The following is a 17,452-nucleotide window of genomic DNA, read 5'->3' on the forward strand; positions in this document are numbered from 1 at the left end:
ATGAAAGTACATCAATTTCAACCTAGCCTACCGCCACCGGCAAATACTGTGGGTGTGATGGGATGGCTGCGTAAGAACTTATTTAACGGCCCGGTCAACTCCGTGGTTACCGTCATACTTGCCTATGTCGCCTTCAGTTTGATCTGGAACATCGTCGATTGGGCACTGATTAACGCTGATTGGGTTGGCACAACTCGTGACGCTTGTAGTCGAGACGGTGCGTGTTGGGTATTTATCAGCGTACGCTGGGAACAGTTTATGTATGGATTCTACCCGCAAGAAGAGCTTTGGCGTCCTCGCCTGTTCTACTTCACGCTAGCGGTGTTTACGGCATTGCTTGCCTACGAGAAGACACCTAAACGTACTTGGCTGTGGCTGTTCTTTGTTAACGTCTACCCGTTTTTAATCGCAGGTCTACTGTATGGTGGATTCTTCGGCCTAGAAGTCGTTGAGACACACAAATGGGGCGGACTACTGGTCACATTGATCATCGCTTTGGTCGGTATTGTCGTTTCGCTGCCGATTGGTGTTGCTCTTGCGCTCGGAAGACGCTCAGAGATGCCGATTATTCGCAGCATCTGTACCGTTTACATCGAAGTATGGCGTGGTGTGCCGCTCATCACTGTTCTATTTATGGCGTCGGTAATGCTGCCACTGTTCCTTTCGGAAGGCTCAGAGACAGACAAGCTGCTTCGCGCTTTGATTGGTGTAGTGATGTTTAGTGCTGCTTACATGGCTGAAGTTATCCGCGGTGGTTTGCAAGCGATTCCAAAAGGCCAGTATGAAGCGGCCGATGCACTTGGCTTAAGCTACTGGAAGAAAATGGGACTGATCATTTTGCCTCAGGCATTGAAGATCACCATTCCTTCTATCGTGAACACCTTTATTGGCCTCTTCAAAGACACCAGTCTTGTTTTGATTATCGGTATGTTTGACGTACTCGGTATTGGCCAAGCCGCAAACACCGACCCTGAGTGGTTAGGTTTTGCTACGGAAAGTTATGTTTTTGTCGCGTTAGTGTTCTGGGTATTTTGTTTCGGCATGTCGAGATATTCGATTTGGCTAGAGAACAAACTCCATACCGGTCACAAACGATAATTTATAAGCTCAAGGACGTATTATGACGCAACAACAAGATTACATGATCCAACTTAAGGATATGAACAAGTGGTATGGTGAGTTTCATGTACTGAAAAACATCAACCTCAATGTCAAAAAAGGCGAGAAAATCGTTATTTGTGGCCCGTCAGGTTCTGGCAAGTCCACAATGATTCGCTGCATTAACCGCTTAGAAGAGCACCAGAAAGGGCAAATCATTGTTTCTGGTAACGAGCTGACAGAAGACCTCAAGAACATTGAGGCAGTTAGACGCGAAGTCGGCATGTGTTTTCAACACTTCAATCTCTTCCCTCACCTCACTGTGCTAGAAAACTGTACGCTCGCACCGATTTGGGTTAAGAAGATGCCAAAAGAAGAAGCGGAAGCCGTCGCGATGAAGTACCTTGAACGCGTGAAGATCCCTGATCAAGCAGATAAATACCCAGGTCAGCTCTCTGGTGGTCAGCAGCAGCGCGTTGCGATTGCTCGCTCGTTGTGTATGAGCCCGCAAGTGATGCTGTTTGACGAACCGACGTCTGCACTCGACCCAGAAATGGTACGAGAAGTGTTGGATGTTATGGTTGAACTGGCCGGTGAAGGGATGACCATGCTTTGTGTTACCCACGAAATGGGGTTTGCGAAAGAGGTCGCCGATCGGGTCATCTTTATGGATGCAGGTGAAATCATCGAAGAAAACAATCCTGTAGACTTCTTCGAAAATCCGCAGTCTGATCGCACACAAAACTTCCTAGCACAAATTCTCCATCATTGATTGATGGGTAAGCAAAGGGCGACTTCGGTCGCCCTTTTTTGATTGTTATATTGTGTTACATCTTTCAAAATGCTTAAGTTTCTATTTCTATTATTATTTTACTAACGACTAGACTCGTTGGGGCTTGATCTTTTTACTGATAAGCCTCATATATGTCGGTATAAACATAAAACTTCACGAGGAAGATTATGAACAGTCCTATGTTTACCCGCACTTCTACACAAGAAAGTGCTCTACAAACCAATAAGGTGTTGCGCAATACCTACGCACTCCTTTCTATGACCCTGCTTTGGTCTGCGGTCGTGGCTGGTGTGTCTATGGCGATGAATCTACCTCGCCCTGGCCTTATCATCATGCTGGTCGGCTTCTACGGTCTACTATTCCTAACGGAGAAAAACCGCAACAACAGCATGGGCTTGGTATTTACGTTCCTATTCACTGGCTTCCTAGGTTACACGCTTGGTCCGATTCTTAACGCGTATGTCGGCGCAGGCATGGGTGATGTCATCGTCACCGCGTTAGGTGGTACTGCGTTAGCGTTTCTTGGCGCATCCGCTTACGCACTGACCACTAAACGTGACCTTTCTTTCCTAGGTGGCGTGCTTATGGCAGGGTTTGTTGTCTTGCTTATCGGCATGGTGGCGAACATCTTCCTGCAAATGCCGATGTTGTACCTGGCAATGAGCGGTATGTTTGTCCTCTTCTCTACCGGTGTAATTTTGCTAACCACTCAGCAAATCGTTCGTGGCGGTGAGACAAACTACATCTCAGCGACAGTGAGCTTGTACGTTTCTATCTACAACCTCTTCATCAGCCTTTTGAGCATTCTAGGTGTGATGAACGACGATTAATCGTATCGCAATAGAACAACTGTTTAGAGCCCCGACATTATGTTGGGGCTTTTTGTTATGACCGCCCGGCGAAGTGTTAGGATTGTGTCATTTGCAAAGCTACGCTAACCTATAGCCGTTTTGAATCCAGCAAGGTAATAAGATGTTCGAATACAAGGGCAAAACGATTGAGACAGACGCACAAGGTTACCTAAAAGATCATACGGAGTGGGAGGAAGCGATGATCCCCACCTTGGCTGAAATGGAAGGAATAGAACTGACCGATGCTCACCTTGAAGTGATCTTATTTGTACGTCACTTCTATGAAGAGTTTAATACGTCGCCTGCGGTCAGAATGCTCGTCAAAGCGATGGAAAAAGCACATGGCCCAGAAAAAGGAAACAGTAAGTACCTGTTTAAGTTGTTTAAACAAGGCCCAGCCAAACAAGCGACAAAACTAGCCGGATTACCTAAGCCTGCGAAATGCCTGTAGCCACCTGCTTAGTACTTAGTCATGGATGGCATCAGAGAATTTCAAATCCTTTAAAGTCTCGATAGGTTAATGGTTCCGAAATCATTGACTCCACATGTGACGTTTTGGGACCGTGCGTTAGCCAAGAGGCCATCTGTTCAATGGCCTCTTCCTCACCACACACGACCACTTCAACATCACCGTTGTTCAAATTCTTCGCATAGCCGGCTAGCCCTAGAGTCATTCCTTGATAAGAGGTGTGATAGCGAAAACCTACCCCTTGAACTGTCCCCGATACGATAAACCGCTTGCATTGCTGCGTCATAATATCATCCTCTTAATGCCTCTTACTCGTCAGTATGAACCAAAGTCAACCATTTGGGATTGAGCTCGCTCCCAACAGCAAACATCCAATAGACGGGGTTTTATTTGATTTTCCCGGTGACATCCTCGAAAATACCCGACCTTTGTTTCCAAACTAATGAGCACAGTAATGACAGCAGCGATTTACCTTGTGAAAGGCCGTGATAAATCACTAAAACGTAAGCACCCTTGGATTTTCTCGCGCGGTATTGAGAGAGTCGAAGGCAAACCCCAGCTCGGTGAAACGGTGGATGTCTATGCCCAAAATGGCCAATGGTTGGCGAAAGCCGCCTATTCTCCAAATTCTCAAATTCGTGCTCGAGTATGGTCTTTTGAACAACAGCCCATTGACCACGCCTTTTTTGTCAAGCGTATTCAAGATGCACAATTGCTCCGCCAAGATATCATCGAACGTGACGGGTTAACGGGTTACCGTCTGATCGCGGCTGAATCTGATGGCTTACCCGGGGTTACTATCGATAAATACCAGAACTATTTGGTCTGTCAGCTATTAAGTGCCGGTGCCGAATATCAGAAATCGGTGCTTGTCTCTGCGCTCACTGAAGTCTTTCCTGATTGCCATATCTACGAGCGATCAGATGTTGCGGTGCGTAAAAAAGAAGGATTAGAGGAAACAACCGGAGTTCTTCATGGTGAATTACCCCCCCCATCAGTTGTCATTGAAGAAAACGGCGTCAAAATCAGCGTAGATATTGTTAACGGCCACAAAACCGGTTTCTACCTCGACCAGCGTGACAGCCGACAGCAAGCCACCAAATACGTTAAAGACAAAGAAGTCCTTAACTGTTTCTCCTACACTGGTGGCTTTGGTCTTTATGCACTCAAAGGTGGTGCAAAACGCGTTATCAATGCAGATGTTTCTCAGCCAGCACTCGATACTGCCAAGTTTAATGCCGAGCTAAACGAGTTTGATATCTCTAAGAAGCGCGCGGTATTTCTTAATGCAGACGTGTTCAAGCTATTGCGTGAATACCGAGACCAAGGCACTCAATTTGATGTCGTCATCATGGACCCGCCAAAGTTTGTCTCAAGCAAGAACAATTTAACCTCCGGCGCGAATGGCTACAAAGACATCAACATGCTCGCGATGCAAATTTTAAAGCCAGGCGGCACACTGCTGACCTACTCCTGTTCAGGCCTTATGAGTGGTGAGTTATTCCAGAAAGTCATCGCTGACGCCGCTATCGATTCCGGTCGCCAAGTAAAGTTTGTTGAACGCTTTGAACAAGCGGCCGACCACCCTACTGATAGCGCTTATCCAGAAGGTTTCTATTTGAAAGGGTTTGCGTGTAAGGTGCTTTGAAGATTTAACATTGTTTCCAAAAGCAGAGCCGACCATTGAGGTCGGCTCTTTTAGCTTTAGTCTTTGATAATTAGAATGTCTTTAAGCTGATCGGTCAAGTCTGCACTATTCCAGCCTTCAAGCTCTATCGTCACTCTATCATCGCCTTTCGTCACGACTATCTCTGCATGATTGTCATCCGCATCGGTGTCTTCCACTTTTACATACTGGCTAATAATATCGTCGACAGATCTATCATCACCTTCAAACAACTCGGAAAGATCAATCTTGTCACCTTCATCTTTGCTGAAGTCTTTAATCACATCGACTGAACCGTCTAAGTCGCCGTCAACCCACTTGAAGATATCAGCTCCATCTCCCCCTGTAAGGATGTCGTCACCTAATCCGCCAATGAGAGTGTCGTGTCCACCTTGGCCATATAGAATGTCATTCCCTTCACCTCCATTGAGTACATCGTCACCGCCTCTACTTTCATCGAATAATCTATAAGCATCGTGATTTTGTTTAATAAAGTCATACAACTCTTGTTGAGTAGGCTCGGAACCGTTTAGTTCGTTAAGGAAACGTTGTACGCCATCAATGCCAGCATCAGCATCAACATCAAGGTCTAATGGTTTGATGGGGTTACCATCTATACCCCCAGGCAAGTGATCGCTATTAATTGCATCACCAAATAGAATATCATCACCACGTCCGCCTAGAAGCGTGTCATTTCCTAACTCTGCAAGTACACTATTTGAAGTTTCACCAATCAACGCTGCTGTGAGTTCCTCACCTGAATTAACAATGTCGACTTGACCAACTGGAAGCTCTACAGAGAGCTTACCACTAACAGTAACCTGATCTTGGTCAGATTGATGCCATGATACGTTGTTATTGACTTGCACTACAAGATGATACTGACCTGCTGCCAATCCGGTAACCGAAGCGGCACCTAACCTATCTCCAGATGCTACTGCATTATTATCTTTATCTACTAACCACCATATTACAGTGTCAGAGTGCCAGAAGCCCTGCTCAAGCTCCTTATTATAGCTTTCCTCAATGTAGAAGCTTAGATCCGCTGACTCTGAATTAGTATCTGACAATTCAAAACTAAATACCGTATCATAGCTATATTTGCCCCTCTTAGCTTTAATACTGTCTTCAAACTCTAGCTCCACTACCTGATTCTGGGTATTGTTAGTAGAGTTATCGAAGAACTTCAACGTGTCTTCATTGATGCCGTTACCTATACCAATAGCACGGACAGTACCTTTGGAAGCGACTTGTTGATAATCGTCGATAGCATTGATGAAGTCTGCATTATCTAATGAAGCGCCTGAACCAGAAGAATCTCCGTTATGCGTCGTTGGCTTACCATCAGTTAAGAATAAAGTTAGATTCTCATAATCATTGTTCTGCTGATCAGCATTAAACCAGTTATTAGCCTGCTCGAACGCGGCTTCGTAGTTAGTTGCCTGACCAACATCTTGATTTTCGTTACCATCCACATCACCAATAGCTAAAGACTCTATAGATCTAATTAAATCGTCAATGCTATTTCCTGACTTTAGGTCTTTAATATCAACAGCAATCTCAGCGGTCGTGCCAAAGCCTATGAGCGTGATATTTATTCTGCCTGTGTGATCATATAAAGTGTTAACAAAATTGGTAAGCGCATCTTTCATAACCTCAATACGCGTCGATGAACCCATTTCTGTATCCATACTTCCTGACAGGTCCGCAACAATAGCGATATTATAGTCTACTGCAGGAATGATACTTGTGTGGTATCCACCAATATCAGCGACGATTACATCATCACCACCATGACCCTCGACTGTTGAACTAGCATTTGTATCAATAATCAGGTCAGAGCTAGATAGAGTGGCGTCCACAGATGTAGTGGTTGTGGCAAAATCATCACCAACTTTCTCTTGGCTAGTCGCAGATGCTGACAAATCAAAATCGAGGCTGCCCTCGTAATCACTTCGAGCAACTAATTCAGCGCTAATATTCCCATACAAGCCATCATTTGTTAACTCCAGCGTCACTGTGTAAGAACCATCAGAGTTAGGAGGTTGTACCACCCCCTCAATCACTAATTGAACGCCATCTGGCACACCATTCAACGTAACCGATTGTTCTTGAATAAATTCACTTCCATCCAAATCATCTAGCGATACTATAATATCTACAGGAAGTACGGTTTCCGTTTGCTCTTGTTTTACTGGTACGCCATCCTCCACAACGTATATTCCGTCAGCAAATATAAGTCTTTCAATGCTGTATAAGCGATCACCTTCAGCACTGGCTGTATCAATTCCACGCTTATCAACAAGTTGTATCGATATATTTGAACCTGAGTCATGTGGAGTTATAACATAATCAGAAAAATTACCAGTGTATATAACTGTATCAAAACCATCCGTCAAATCAGACTGATTAGATGGGTTGCCGCCATAAAGTGAATCATCCCCAGCACCACCAAACAAAATATCATTACCATCGTAACCAACCATGTGATCTGCACTTCCATGACCTTCAATATAATCATGTGTACTATTCCATTCCGATGTAAAAAGTTGTTCAGATAGTTCAGTACCTATTTTAATTTCACCGGCACTCGACTTAAGATCACTTATCACCTTATCGTAATCAAAATCGTCGACAACGCGAGACGTTGGTTCTCCAATGGTCAACGTAACGAAAGGTGAATCTGCAACGGGTGTTACAACGACATTAAGCTGATATTTACCGTCACTATAGTCTTCACCATCACTTACTTCAAACCCAATCGATGCGTAATCCAGGCCTGATTCATTATTACCAGGTACAAAACGAACTTTATCACCGTCAAGGTCCACAACCGTAAATTCTTGGTCGATGTTTACACGTACCCAATTGCCATCGAGTTTATATTCAAGAACTCCTTCTTCCGGTAATGAAGTAATTTTTATAGAAACTATAGAGTCGGATTCGAAATCAAAGTAATTACCAAAATCTGCGACAGTCAGTACATGAGGGGTATCTTCATCAGTTACTACATTAACGAGGTCACTAACTGTCGGCGCATCGTTTACAGGGTTGATAACAATACTTACAGTAGCATCGTTACTCGTAAGATCGCCGTCAGTGATGTTGTATTCGAAGCTTACTTTTCCATAATAGTTTTCAGGTACCGTAACTACCACATTCTCACCTAATACTTCGAAGCTTGCGCCTGGAATCGGATTTCCATCCCCATCCACTAGGTTAAATATGTCATTAATCGCCAACTTTGAGTGCTCTGTATCGGAATCGCTATCGTTGCTTAGAAGTTCCGAAACAGGAATCGAAATGACATCATCTTCATTGAAAGCAAATATACCTTCTGAACCAACCTCTAGGCCTTCTAGGAAGTAATCTGATGAATCTCCCTTACCTTGATCTCCGCCAGTAAACTCGGTTGCTTCAAACACTATTTCATCAAATGCAAAACCGTTGGTATCAATATCAAACTCACCAACATGACCGTTTGTATTCGCAAATAGCCCGCTGGCAATAGCCACACCGTTTAGATATGCAGTCCACTTGCCTTGTTCACTTGAACCACCTTCAACAGCATATAAGTGGCTTACTTTGAACTTACCTTCTGTAGCTGGAGCGTCAAACTTGAAGGTTAACTTCTCAGATTCACCAGTATGGCGGTCATATTGGATTTGTGCAGCAGGACCAGCATTGACATCACTGTCAACACCGATACCAACACTCTTCGAATCATAATTCTGAGAAATACCTTGCCTAGAGCCATTAAAGGAAGCATCGATGCTTACCAGACCTTTGTTATCCCAAGCCCCATTTTCGGTGTCAAAAGAGCCAAGAGACAAAACAAAACCTTGTGGGTCGTCTAATGCGATTGGGCCGTCGTTCACTTGCTCGACATTGAGCGTTACCTTCGCATTGCTGCTGAGGCTACCGTCACTAACGGTGTACTCGAAGGACGTTGGTAGTGGCTCTACACCGTTGTGCTCATAGCTGAAGCTGCCGTCAGCTTTCACCGTCAGCTCGCCGTCACCAATGGTCACTTTCGCTTCACCGTCGGGATTAAAGCTCAGTGCCTGACCGTTAATGTGCGTCACACACAAGGTGTCGTTTTCTGGATCGCTGTCCTTGCCAGCCCCCGTGTCGTCCCCAATGAGGTTACCGGACACGTTACCGCCTTCATCCACATCGTAGCTGTTCGCTGTCGCCGTTGGGCCGTCGTTCGCACCATTGATGGTGATGGTCACCACCTGCTCGGTGCCGTCTTCCGATTTCACCGTGAAGGTTTCTGTCAGTGTATCGTCCACGTTCAACGCATCGACCGTCTCGTTGCCGTTATCCAGCACGTAGGTCCACTTGCCGTTCGCATCCACACTGAACGTGCCGTACTGGCCCGCCGCATCGGTTTGCGCCTGGAACACGTTGTCTGTGTTGTCCACGTCGCTTGCGAGCAAGGTGCCCGTCGCGGTGTTATCCGCCGCGTCTTCGGTCACGCTGCCGCTATCATCGCCTGTGATTTTCGCGCCGTCGTTCGCACCATTGATGGTGATGGTCACCACCTGCTCGGTGCCGTCTTCCGATTTCACCGTGAAGGTTTCTGTCAGTGTATCGTCCACGTTCAACGCATCGACCGTCTCGTTGCCGTTATCCAGCACGTAGGTCCACTTGCCGTTCGCATCCACACTGAACGTGCCGTACTGGCCCGCCGCATCGGTTTGCGCCTGGAACACGTTGTCTGTGTTGTCCACGTCGCTTGCGAGCAAGGTGCCCGTCGCGGTGTTATCCGCCGCGTCTTCGGTCACGCTGCCGCTATCATCGCCTGTGATTTTCGCGCCGTCGTTCGCACCATTGATGGTGATGGTCACCACCTGCTCGGTGCCGTCTTCCGATTTCACCGTGAAGGTTTCTGTCAGTGTATCGTCCACGTTCAACGCATCGACCGTCTCGTTGCCGTTATCCAGCACGTAGGTCCACTTGCCGTTCGCATCCACACTGAACGTGCCGTACTGGCCCGCCGCATCGGTTTGCGCCTGGAACACGTTGTCTGTGTTGTCCACGTCGCTTGCGAGCAAGGTGCCCGTCGCGGTGTTATCCGCCGCGTCTTCGGTCACGCTGCCGCTATCATCGCCTGTGATTTTCGCGCCGTCGTTCGCACCATTGATGGTGATGGTCACCACCTGCTCGGTGCCGTCTTCCGATTTCACCGTGAAGGTTTCTGTCAGTGTATCGTCCACGTTCAACGCATCGACCGTCTCGTTGCCGTTATCCAGCACGTAGGTCCACTTGCCGTTCGCATCCACACTGAACGTGCCGTACTGGCCCGCCGCATCGGTTTGCGCCTGGAACACGTTGTCTGTGTTGTCCACGTCGCTTGCGAGCAAGGTGCCCGTCGCGGTGTTATCCGCCGCGTCTTCGGTCACGCTGCCGCTATCATCGCCTGTGATTTTCGCGCCGTCGTTCGCACCATTGATGGTGATGGTCACCACCTGCTCGGTGCCGTCTTCCGATTTCACCGTGAAGGTTTCTGTCAGTGTATCGTCCACGTTCAACGCATCGACCGTCTCGTTGCCGTTATCCAGCACGTAGGTCCACTTGCCGTTCGCATCCACACTGAACGTGCCGTACTGGCCCGCCGCATCGGTTTGCGCCTGGAACACGTTGTCTGTGTTGTCCACGTCGCTTGCGAGCAAGGTGCCCGTCGCGGTGTTATCCGCCGCGTCTTCGGTCACGCTGCCGCTATCATCGCCTGTGATTTTCGCGCCGTCGTTCGCACCATTGATGGTGATGGTCACCACCTGCTCGGTGCCGTCTTCCGATTTCACCGTGAAGGTTTCTGTCAGTGTATCGTCCACGTTCAACGCATCGACCGTCTCGTTGCCGTTATCCAGCACGTAGGTCCACTTGCCGTTCGCATCCACACTGAACGTGCCGTACTGGCCCGCCGCATCGGTTTGCGCCTGGAACACGTTGTCTGTGTTGTCCACGTCGCTTGCGAGCAAGGTGCCCGTCGCGGTGTTATCCGCCGCGTCTTCGGTCACGCTGCCGCTATCATCGCCTGTGATTTTCGCGCCGTCGTTCGCACCATTGATGGTGATGGTCACCACCTGCTCGGTGCCGTCTTCCGATTTCACCGTGAAGGTTTCTGTCAGTGTATCGTCCACGTTCAACGCATCGACCGTCTCGTTGCCGTTATCCAGCACGTAGGTCCACTTGCCGTTCGCATCCACACTGAACGTGCCGTACTGGCCCGCCGCATCGGTTTGCGCCTGGAACACGTTGTCTGTGTTGTCCACGTCGCTTGCGAGCAAGGTGCCCGTCGCGGTGTTATCCGCCGCGTCTTCGGTCACGCTGCCGCTATCATCGCCTGTGATTTTCGCGCCGTCGTTCGCACCATTGATGGTGATGGTCACCACCTGCTCGGTGCCGTCTTCCGATTTCACCGTGAAGGTTTCTGTCAGTGTATCGTCCACGTTCAACGCATCGACCGTCTCGTTGCCGTTATCCAGCACGTAGGTCCACTTGCCGTTCGCATCCACACTGAACGTGCCGTACTGGCCCGCCGCATCGGTTTGCGCCTGGAACACGTTGTCTGTGTTGTCCACGTCGCTTGCGAGCAAGGTGCCCGTCGCGGTGTTATCCGCCGCGTCTTCGGTCACGCTGCCGCTATCATCGCCTGTGATTTTCGCGCCGTCGTTCGCACCATTGATGGTGATGGTCACCACCTGCTCGGTGCCGTCTTCCGATTTCACCGTGAAGGTTTCTGTCAGTGTATCGTCCACGTTCAACGCATCGACCGTCTCGTTGCCGTTATCCAGCACGTAGGTCCACTTGCCGTTCGCATCCACACTGAACGTGCCGTACTGGCCCGCCGCATCGGTTTGCGCCTGGAACACGTTGTCTGTGTTGTCCACGTCGCTTGCGAGCAAGGTGCCCGTCGCGGTGTTATCCGCCGCGTCTTCGGTCACGCTGCCGCTATCATCGCCTGTGATTTTCGCGCCGTCGTTCGCACCATTGATGGTGATGGTCACCACCTGCTCGGTGCCGTCTTCCGATTTCACCGTGAAGGTTTCTGTCAGTGTATCGTCCACGTTCAACGCATCGACCGTCTCGTTGCCGTTATCCAGCACGTAGGTCCACTTGCCGTTCGCATCCACACTGAACGTGCCGTACTGGCCCGCCGCATCGGTTTGCGCCTGGAACACGTTGTCTGTGTTGTCCACGTCGCTTGCGAGCAAGGTGCCCGTCGCGGTGTTATCCGCCGCGTCTTCGGTCACGCTGCCGCTATCATCGCCTGTGATTTTCGCGCCGTCGTTCGCACCATTGATGGTGATGGTCACCACCTGCTCGGTGCCGTCTTCCGATTTCACCGTGAAGGTTTCTGTCAGTGTATCGTCCACGTTCAACGCATCGACCGTCTCGTTGCCGTTATCCAGCACGTAGGTCCACTTGCCGTTCGCATCCACACTGAACGTGCCGTACTGGCCCGCCGCATCGGTTTGCGCCTGGAACACGTTGTCTGTGTTGTCCACGTCGCTTGCGAGCAAGGTGCCCGTCGCGGTGTTATCCGCCGCGTCTTCGGTCACGCTGCCGCTATCATCGCCTGTGATTTTCGCGCCGTCGTTCGCACCATTGATGGTGATGGTCACCACCTGCTCGGTGCCGTCTTCCGATTTCACCGTGAAGGTTTCTGTCAGTGTATCGTCCACGTTCAACGCATCGACCGTCTCGTTGCCGTTATCCAGCACGTAGGTCCACTTGCCGTTCGCATCCACACTGAACGTGCCGTACTGGCCCGCCGCATCGGTTTGCGCCTGGAACACGTTGTCTGTGTTGTCCACGTCGCTTGCGAGCAAGGTGCCCGTCGCGGTGTTATCCGCCGCGTCTTCGGTCACGCTGCCGCTATCATCGCCTGTGATTTTCGCGCCGTCGTTCGCACCATTGATGGTGATGGTCACCACCTGCTCGGTGCCGTCTTCCGATTTCACCGTGAAGGTTTCTGTCAGTGTATCGTCCACGTTCAACGCATCGACCGTCTCGTTGCCGTTATCCAGCACGTAGGTCCACTTGCCGTTCGCATCCACACTGAACGTGCCGTACTGGCCCGCCGCATCGGTTTGCGCCTGGAACACGTTGTCTGTGTTGTCCACGTCGCTTGCGAGCAAGGTGCCCGTCGCGGTGTTATCCGCCGCGTCTTCGGTCACGCTGCCGCTATCATCGCCTGTGATTTTCGCGCCGTCGTTCGCACCATTGATGGTGATGGTCACCACCTGCTCGGTGCCGTCTTCCGATTTCACCGTGAAGGTTTCTGTCAGTGTATCGTCCACGTTCAACGCATCGACCGTCTCGTTGCCGTTATCCAGCACGTAGGTCCACTTGCCGTTCGCATCCACACTGAACGTGCCGTACTGGCCCGCCGCATCGGTTTGCGCCTGGAACACGTTGTCTGTGTTGTCCACGTCGCTTGCGAGCAAGGTGCCCGTCGCGGTGTTATCCGCCGCGTCTTCGGTCACGCTGCCGCTATCATCGCCTGTGATTTTCGCGCCGTCGTTCGCACCATTGATGGTGATGGTCACCACCTGCTCGGTGCCGTCTTCCGATTTCACCGTGAAGGTTTCTGTCAGTGTATCGTCCACGTTCAACGCATCGACCGTCTCGTTGCCGTTATCCAGCACGTAGGTCCACTTGCCGTTCGCATCCACACTGAACGTGCCGTACTGGCCCGCCGCATCGGTTTGCGCCTGGAACACGTTGTCTGTGTTGTCCACGTCGCTTGCGAGCAAGGTGCCCGTCGCGGTGTTATCCGCCGCGTCTTCGGTCACGCTGCCGCTATCATCGCCTGTGATTTTCGCGCCGTCGTTCGCACCATTGATGGTGATGGTCACCACCTGCTCGGTGCCGTCTTCCGATTTCACCGTGAAGGTTTCTGTCAGTGTATCGTCCACGTTCAACGCATCGACCGTCTCGTTGCCGTTATCCAGCACGTAGGTCCACTTGCCGTTCGCATCCACACTGAACGTGCCGTACTGGCCCGCCGCATCGGTTTGCGCCTGGAACACGTTGTCTGTGTTGTCCACGTCGCTTGCGAGCAAGGTGCCCGTCGCGGTGTTATCCGCCGCGTCTTCGGTCACGCTGCCGCTATCATCGCCTGTGATTTTCGCGCCGTCGTTCGCACCATTGATGGTGATGGTCACCACCTGCTCGGTGCCGTCTTCCGATTTCACCGTGAAGGTTTCTGTCAGTGTATCGTCCACGTTCAACGCATCGACCGTCTCGTTGCCGTTATCCAGCACGTAGGTCCACTTGCCGTTCGCATCCACACTGAACGTGCCGTACTGGCCCGCCGCATCGGTTTGCGCCTGGAACACGTTGTCTGTGTTGTCCACGTCGCTTGCGAGCAAGGTGCCCGTCGCGGTGTTATCCGCCGCGTCTTCGGTCACGCTGCCGCTATCATCGCCTGTGATTTTCGCGCCGTCGTTCGCACCATTGATGGTGATGGTCACCACCTGCTCGGTGCCGTCTTCCGATTTCACCGTGAAGGTTTCTGTCAGTGTATCGTCCACGTTCAACGCATCGACCGTCTCGTTGCCGTTATCCAGCACGTAGGTCCACTTGCCGTTCGCATCCACACTGAACGTGCCGTACTGGCCCGCCGCATCGGTTTGCGCCTGGAACACGTTGTCTGTGTTGTCCACGTCGCTTGCGAGCAAGGTGCCCGTCGCGGTGTTATCCGCCGCGTCTTCGGTCACGCTGCCGCTATCATCGCCTGTGATTTTCGCGCCGTCGTTCGCACCATTGATGGTGATGGTCACCACCTGCTCGGTGCCGTCTTCCGATTTCACCGTGAAGGTTTCTGTCAGTGTATCGTCCACGTTCAACGCATCGACCGTCTCGTTGCCGTTATCCAGCACGTAGGTCCACTTGCCGTTCGCATCCACACTGAACGTGCCGTACTGGCCCGCCGCATCGGTTTGCGCCTGGAACACGTTGTCTGTGTTGTCCACGTCGCTTGCGAGCAAGGTGCCCGTCGCGGTGTTATCCGCCGCGTCTTCGGTCACGCTGCCGCTATCATCGCCTGTGATTTTCGCGCCGTCGTTCGCACCATTGATGGTGATGGTCACCACCTGCTCGGTGCCGTCTTCCGATTTCACCGTGAAGGTTTCTGTCAGTGTATCGTCCACGTTCAACGCATCGACCGTCTCGTTGCCGTTATCCAGCACGTAGGTCCACTTGCCGTTCGCATCCACACTGAACGTGCCGTACTGGCCCGCCGCATCGGTTTGCGCCTGGAACACGTTGTCTGTGTTGTCCACGTCGCTTGCGAGCAAGGTGCCCGTCGCGGTGTTATCCGCCGCGTCTTCGGTCACGCTGCCGCTATCATCGCCTGTGATTTTCGCGCCGTCGTTCGCACCATTGATGGTGATGGTCACCACCTGCTCGGTGCCGTCTTCCGATTTCACCGTGAAGGTTTCTGTCAGTGTATCGTCCACGTTCAACGCATCGACCGTCTCGTTGCCGTTATCCAGCACGTAGGTCCACTTGCCGTTCGCATCCACACTGAACGTGCCGTACTGGCCCGCCGCATCGGTTTGCGCCTGGAACACGTTGTCTGTGTTGTCCACGTCGCTTGCGAGCAAGGTGCCCGTCGCGGTGTTATCCGCCGCGTCTTCGGTCACGCTGCCGCTATCATCGCCTGTGATTTTCGCGCCGTCGTTCGCACCATTGATGGTGATGGTCACCACCTGCTCGGTGCCGTCTTCCGATTTCACCGTGAAGGTTTCTGTCAGTGTATCGTCCACGTTCAACGCATCGACCGTCTCGTTGCCGTTATCCAGCACGTAGGTCCACTTGCCGTTCGCATCCACACTGAACGTGCCGTACTGGCCCGCCGCATCGGTTTGCGCCTGGAACACGTTGTCTGTGTTGTCCACGTCGCTTGCGAGCAAGGTGCCCGTCGCGGTGTTATCCGCCGCGTCTTCGGTCACGCTGCCGCTATCATCGCCTGTGATTTTCGCGCCGTCGTTCGCACCATTGATGGTGATGGTCACCACCTGCTCGGTGCCGTCTTCCGATTTCACCGTGAAGGTTTCTGTCAGTGTATCGTCCACGTTCAACGCATCGACCGTCTCGTTGCCGTTATCCAGCACGTAGGTCCACTTGCCGTTCGCATCCACACTGAACGTGCCGTACTGGCCCGCCGCATCGGTTTGCGCCTGGAACACGTTGTCTGTGTTGTCCACGTCGCTTGCGAGCAAGGTGCCCGTCGCGGTGTTATCCGCCGCGTCTTCGGTCACGCTGCCGCTATCATCGCCTGTGATTTTCGCGCCGTCGTTCGCACCATTGATGGTGATGGTCACCACCTGCTCGGTGCCGTCTTCCGATTTCACCGTGAAGGTTTCTGTCAGTGTATCGTCCACGTTCAACGCATCGACCGTCTCGTTGCCGTTATCCAGCACGTAGGTCCACTTGCCGTTCGCATCCACACTGAACGTGCCGTACTGGCCCGCCGCATCGGTTTGCGCCTGGAACACGTTGTCTGTGTTGTCCACGTCGCTTGCGAGCAAGGTGCCCGTCGCGGTGTTATCCGCCGCGTCTTCGGTCACGCTGCCGCTATCATCGCCTGTGATTTTCGCGCCGTCGTTCGCACCATTGATGGTGATGGTCACCACCTGCTCGGTGCCGTCTTCCGATTTCACCGTGAAGGTTTCTGTCAGTGTATCGTCCACGTTCAACGCATCGACCGTCTCGTTGCCGTTATCCAGCACGTAGGTCCACTTGCCGTTCGCATCCACACTGAACGTGCCGTACTGGCCCGCCGCATCGGTTTGCGCCTGGAACACGTTGTCTGTGTTGTCCACGTCGCTTGCGAGCAAGGTGCCCGTCGCGGTGTTATCCGCCGCGTCTTCGGTCACGCTGCCGCTATCATCGCCTGTGATTTTCGCGCCGTCGTTCGCACCATTGATGGTGATGGTCACCACCTGCTCGGTGCCGTCTTCCGATTTCACCGTGAAGGTTTCTGTCAGTGTATCGTCCACGTTCAACGCATCGACCGTCTCGTTGCCGTTATCCAGCACGTAGGTCCACTTGCCGTTCGCATCCACACTGAACGTGCCGTACTGGCCCGCCGCATCGGTTTGCGCCTGGAACACGTTGTCTGTGTTGTCCACGTCGCTTGCGAGCAAGGTGCCCGTCGCGGTGTTATCCGCCGCGTCTTCGGTCACGCTGCCGCTATCATCGCCTGTGATTTTCGCGCCGTCGTTCGCACCATTGATGGTGATGGTCACCACCTGCTCGGTGCCGTCTTCCGATTTCACCGTGAAGGTTTCTGTCAGTGTATCGTCCACGTTCAACGCATCGACCGTCTCGTTGCCGTTATCCAGCACGTAGGTCCACTTGCCGTTCGCATCCACACTGAACGTGCCGTACTGGCCCGCCGCATCGGTTTGCGCCTGGAACACGTTGTCTGTGTTGTCCACGTCGCTTGCGAGCAAGGTGCCCGTCGCGGTGTTATCCGCCGCGTCTTCGGTCACGCTGCCGCTATCATCGCCTGTGATTTTCGCGCCGTCGTTCGCACCATTGATGGTGATGGT

7 protein-coding genes are annotated in these 17,452 nt (G+C 51.7%); 5 read left to right on the plus strand and 2 right to left on the minus strand.

What is annotated here, in order from left to right; all coding sequences use genetic code 11:
- The 4 genes from AC6R0L_RS02840 to AC6R0L_RS02855 all read left to right on the plus strand — a co-directional run bounded on the left by AC6R0L_RS02840 (position 1) and on the right by AC6R0L_RS02855 (position 3,193).
- Positions 1 to 1,098, plus strand: coding sequence for an amino acid ABC transporter permease (locus AC6R0L_RS02840; RefSeq protein ID WP_334555400.1), 1,098 nt, complete (start codon positions 1 to 3; stop codon positions 1,096 to 1,098).
- Positions 1,099 to 1,120: 22 nt separating this feature from the next.
- The gene (locus AC6R0L_RS02845; protein ID WP_500626443.1) at positions 1,121 to 1,870 is read left to right on the plus strand and encodes an amino acid ABC transporter ATP-binding protein; all 750 of its coding nucleotides are present in this window, start codon (positions 1,121 to 1,123) and stop codon (positions 1,868 to 1,870) included.
- A 188-nt stretch (positions 1,871 to 2,058) separates the two neighbouring features.
- Entirely contained in the window at positions 2,059 to 2,721 is a 663-nt protein-coding gene (locus AC6R0L_RS02850; RefSeq protein WP_334555402.1) for a Bax inhibitor-1/YccA family protein, read from the plus strand.
- Between the two features lie 142 nt (positions 2,722 to 2,863).
- Positions 2,864 to 3,193 (plus strand): TusE/DsrC/DsvC family sulfur relay protein, encoded by a 330-nt coding sequence (locus tag AC6R0L_RS02855; protein WP_500628153.1) that lies wholly within the window; start codon positions 2,864 to 2,866, stop codon positions 3,191 to 3,193.
- 31 nt (positions 3,194 to 3,224) lie between these two features.
- Here the strand turns inward: AC6R0L_RS02855 and yccX are convergent, their stop codons facing one another.
- The gene (gene yccX / locus AC6R0L_RS02860) at positions 3,225 to 3,497 is read right to left on the minus strand and encodes an acylphosphatase (protein ID WP_500628154.1); all 273 of its coding nucleotides are present in this window, start codon (positions 3,495 to 3,497) and stop codon (positions 3,225 to 3,227) included.
- Positions 3,498 to 3,665: 168 nt separating this feature from the next.
- Between yccX and AC6R0L_RS02865 the strand changes: the two genes are divergently transcribed.
- Positions 3,666 to 4,859 carry a class I SAM-dependent methyltransferase gene (locus tag AC6R0L_RS02865; RefSeq protein WP_500628155.1) on the plus strand — a complete coding sequence of 398 codons (1,194 nt, stop codon included), beginning with the start codon at positions 3,666 to 3,668 and terminating at the stop codon, positions 4,857 to 4,859.
- 56 nt (positions 4,860 to 4,915) lie between these two features.
- Here AC6R0L_RS02865 and AC6R0L_RS02870 read toward each other — a convergent pair whose 3' ends face one another.
- On the minus strand, positions 4,916 to 17,449 hold the full coding sequence (locus AC6R0L_RS02870; protein WP_500628157.1) for a VCBS domain-containing protein: 12,534 nt from the start codon (positions 17,447 to 17,449) through the stop codon (positions 4,916 to 4,918).
- Positions 17,450 to 17,452 lie beyond the last annotated feature (3 nt).

This window comes from Vibrio sp. R15-SG3-ISO1A, assembly GCF_059833955.1.

Excerpts from the sequence above, each read along its gene's own strand:
- AC6R0L_RS02840 (WP_334555400.1), top strand. The coding sequence starts at position 1 with ATGAAAGTACATCAATTTCAACCTAGCCTACCGCCACCGGCAAATACT.
- AC6R0L_RS02845 (WP_500626443.1), top strand. The coding sequence starts at position 1,121 with ATGACGCAACAACAAGATTACATGATCCAACTTAAGGATATGAACAAG.
- AC6R0L_RS02850 (WP_334555402.1), top strand. The coding sequence starts at position 2,059 with ATGAACAGTCCTATGTTTACCCGCACTTCTACACAAGAAAGTGCTCTA.
- AC6R0L_RS02855 (WP_500628153.1), top strand. The coding sequence starts at position 2,864 with ATGTTCGAATACAAGGGCAAAACGATTGAGACAGACGCACAAGGTTAC.
- yccX (WP_500628154.1), bottom strand. The coding sequence starts at position 3,497 with ATGACGCAGCAATGCAAGCGGTTTATCGTATCGGGGACAGTTCAAGGG.
- AC6R0L_RS02865 (WP_500628155.1), top strand. The coding sequence starts at position 3,666 with ATGACAGCAGCGATTTACCTTGTGAAAGGCCGTGATAAATCACTAAAA.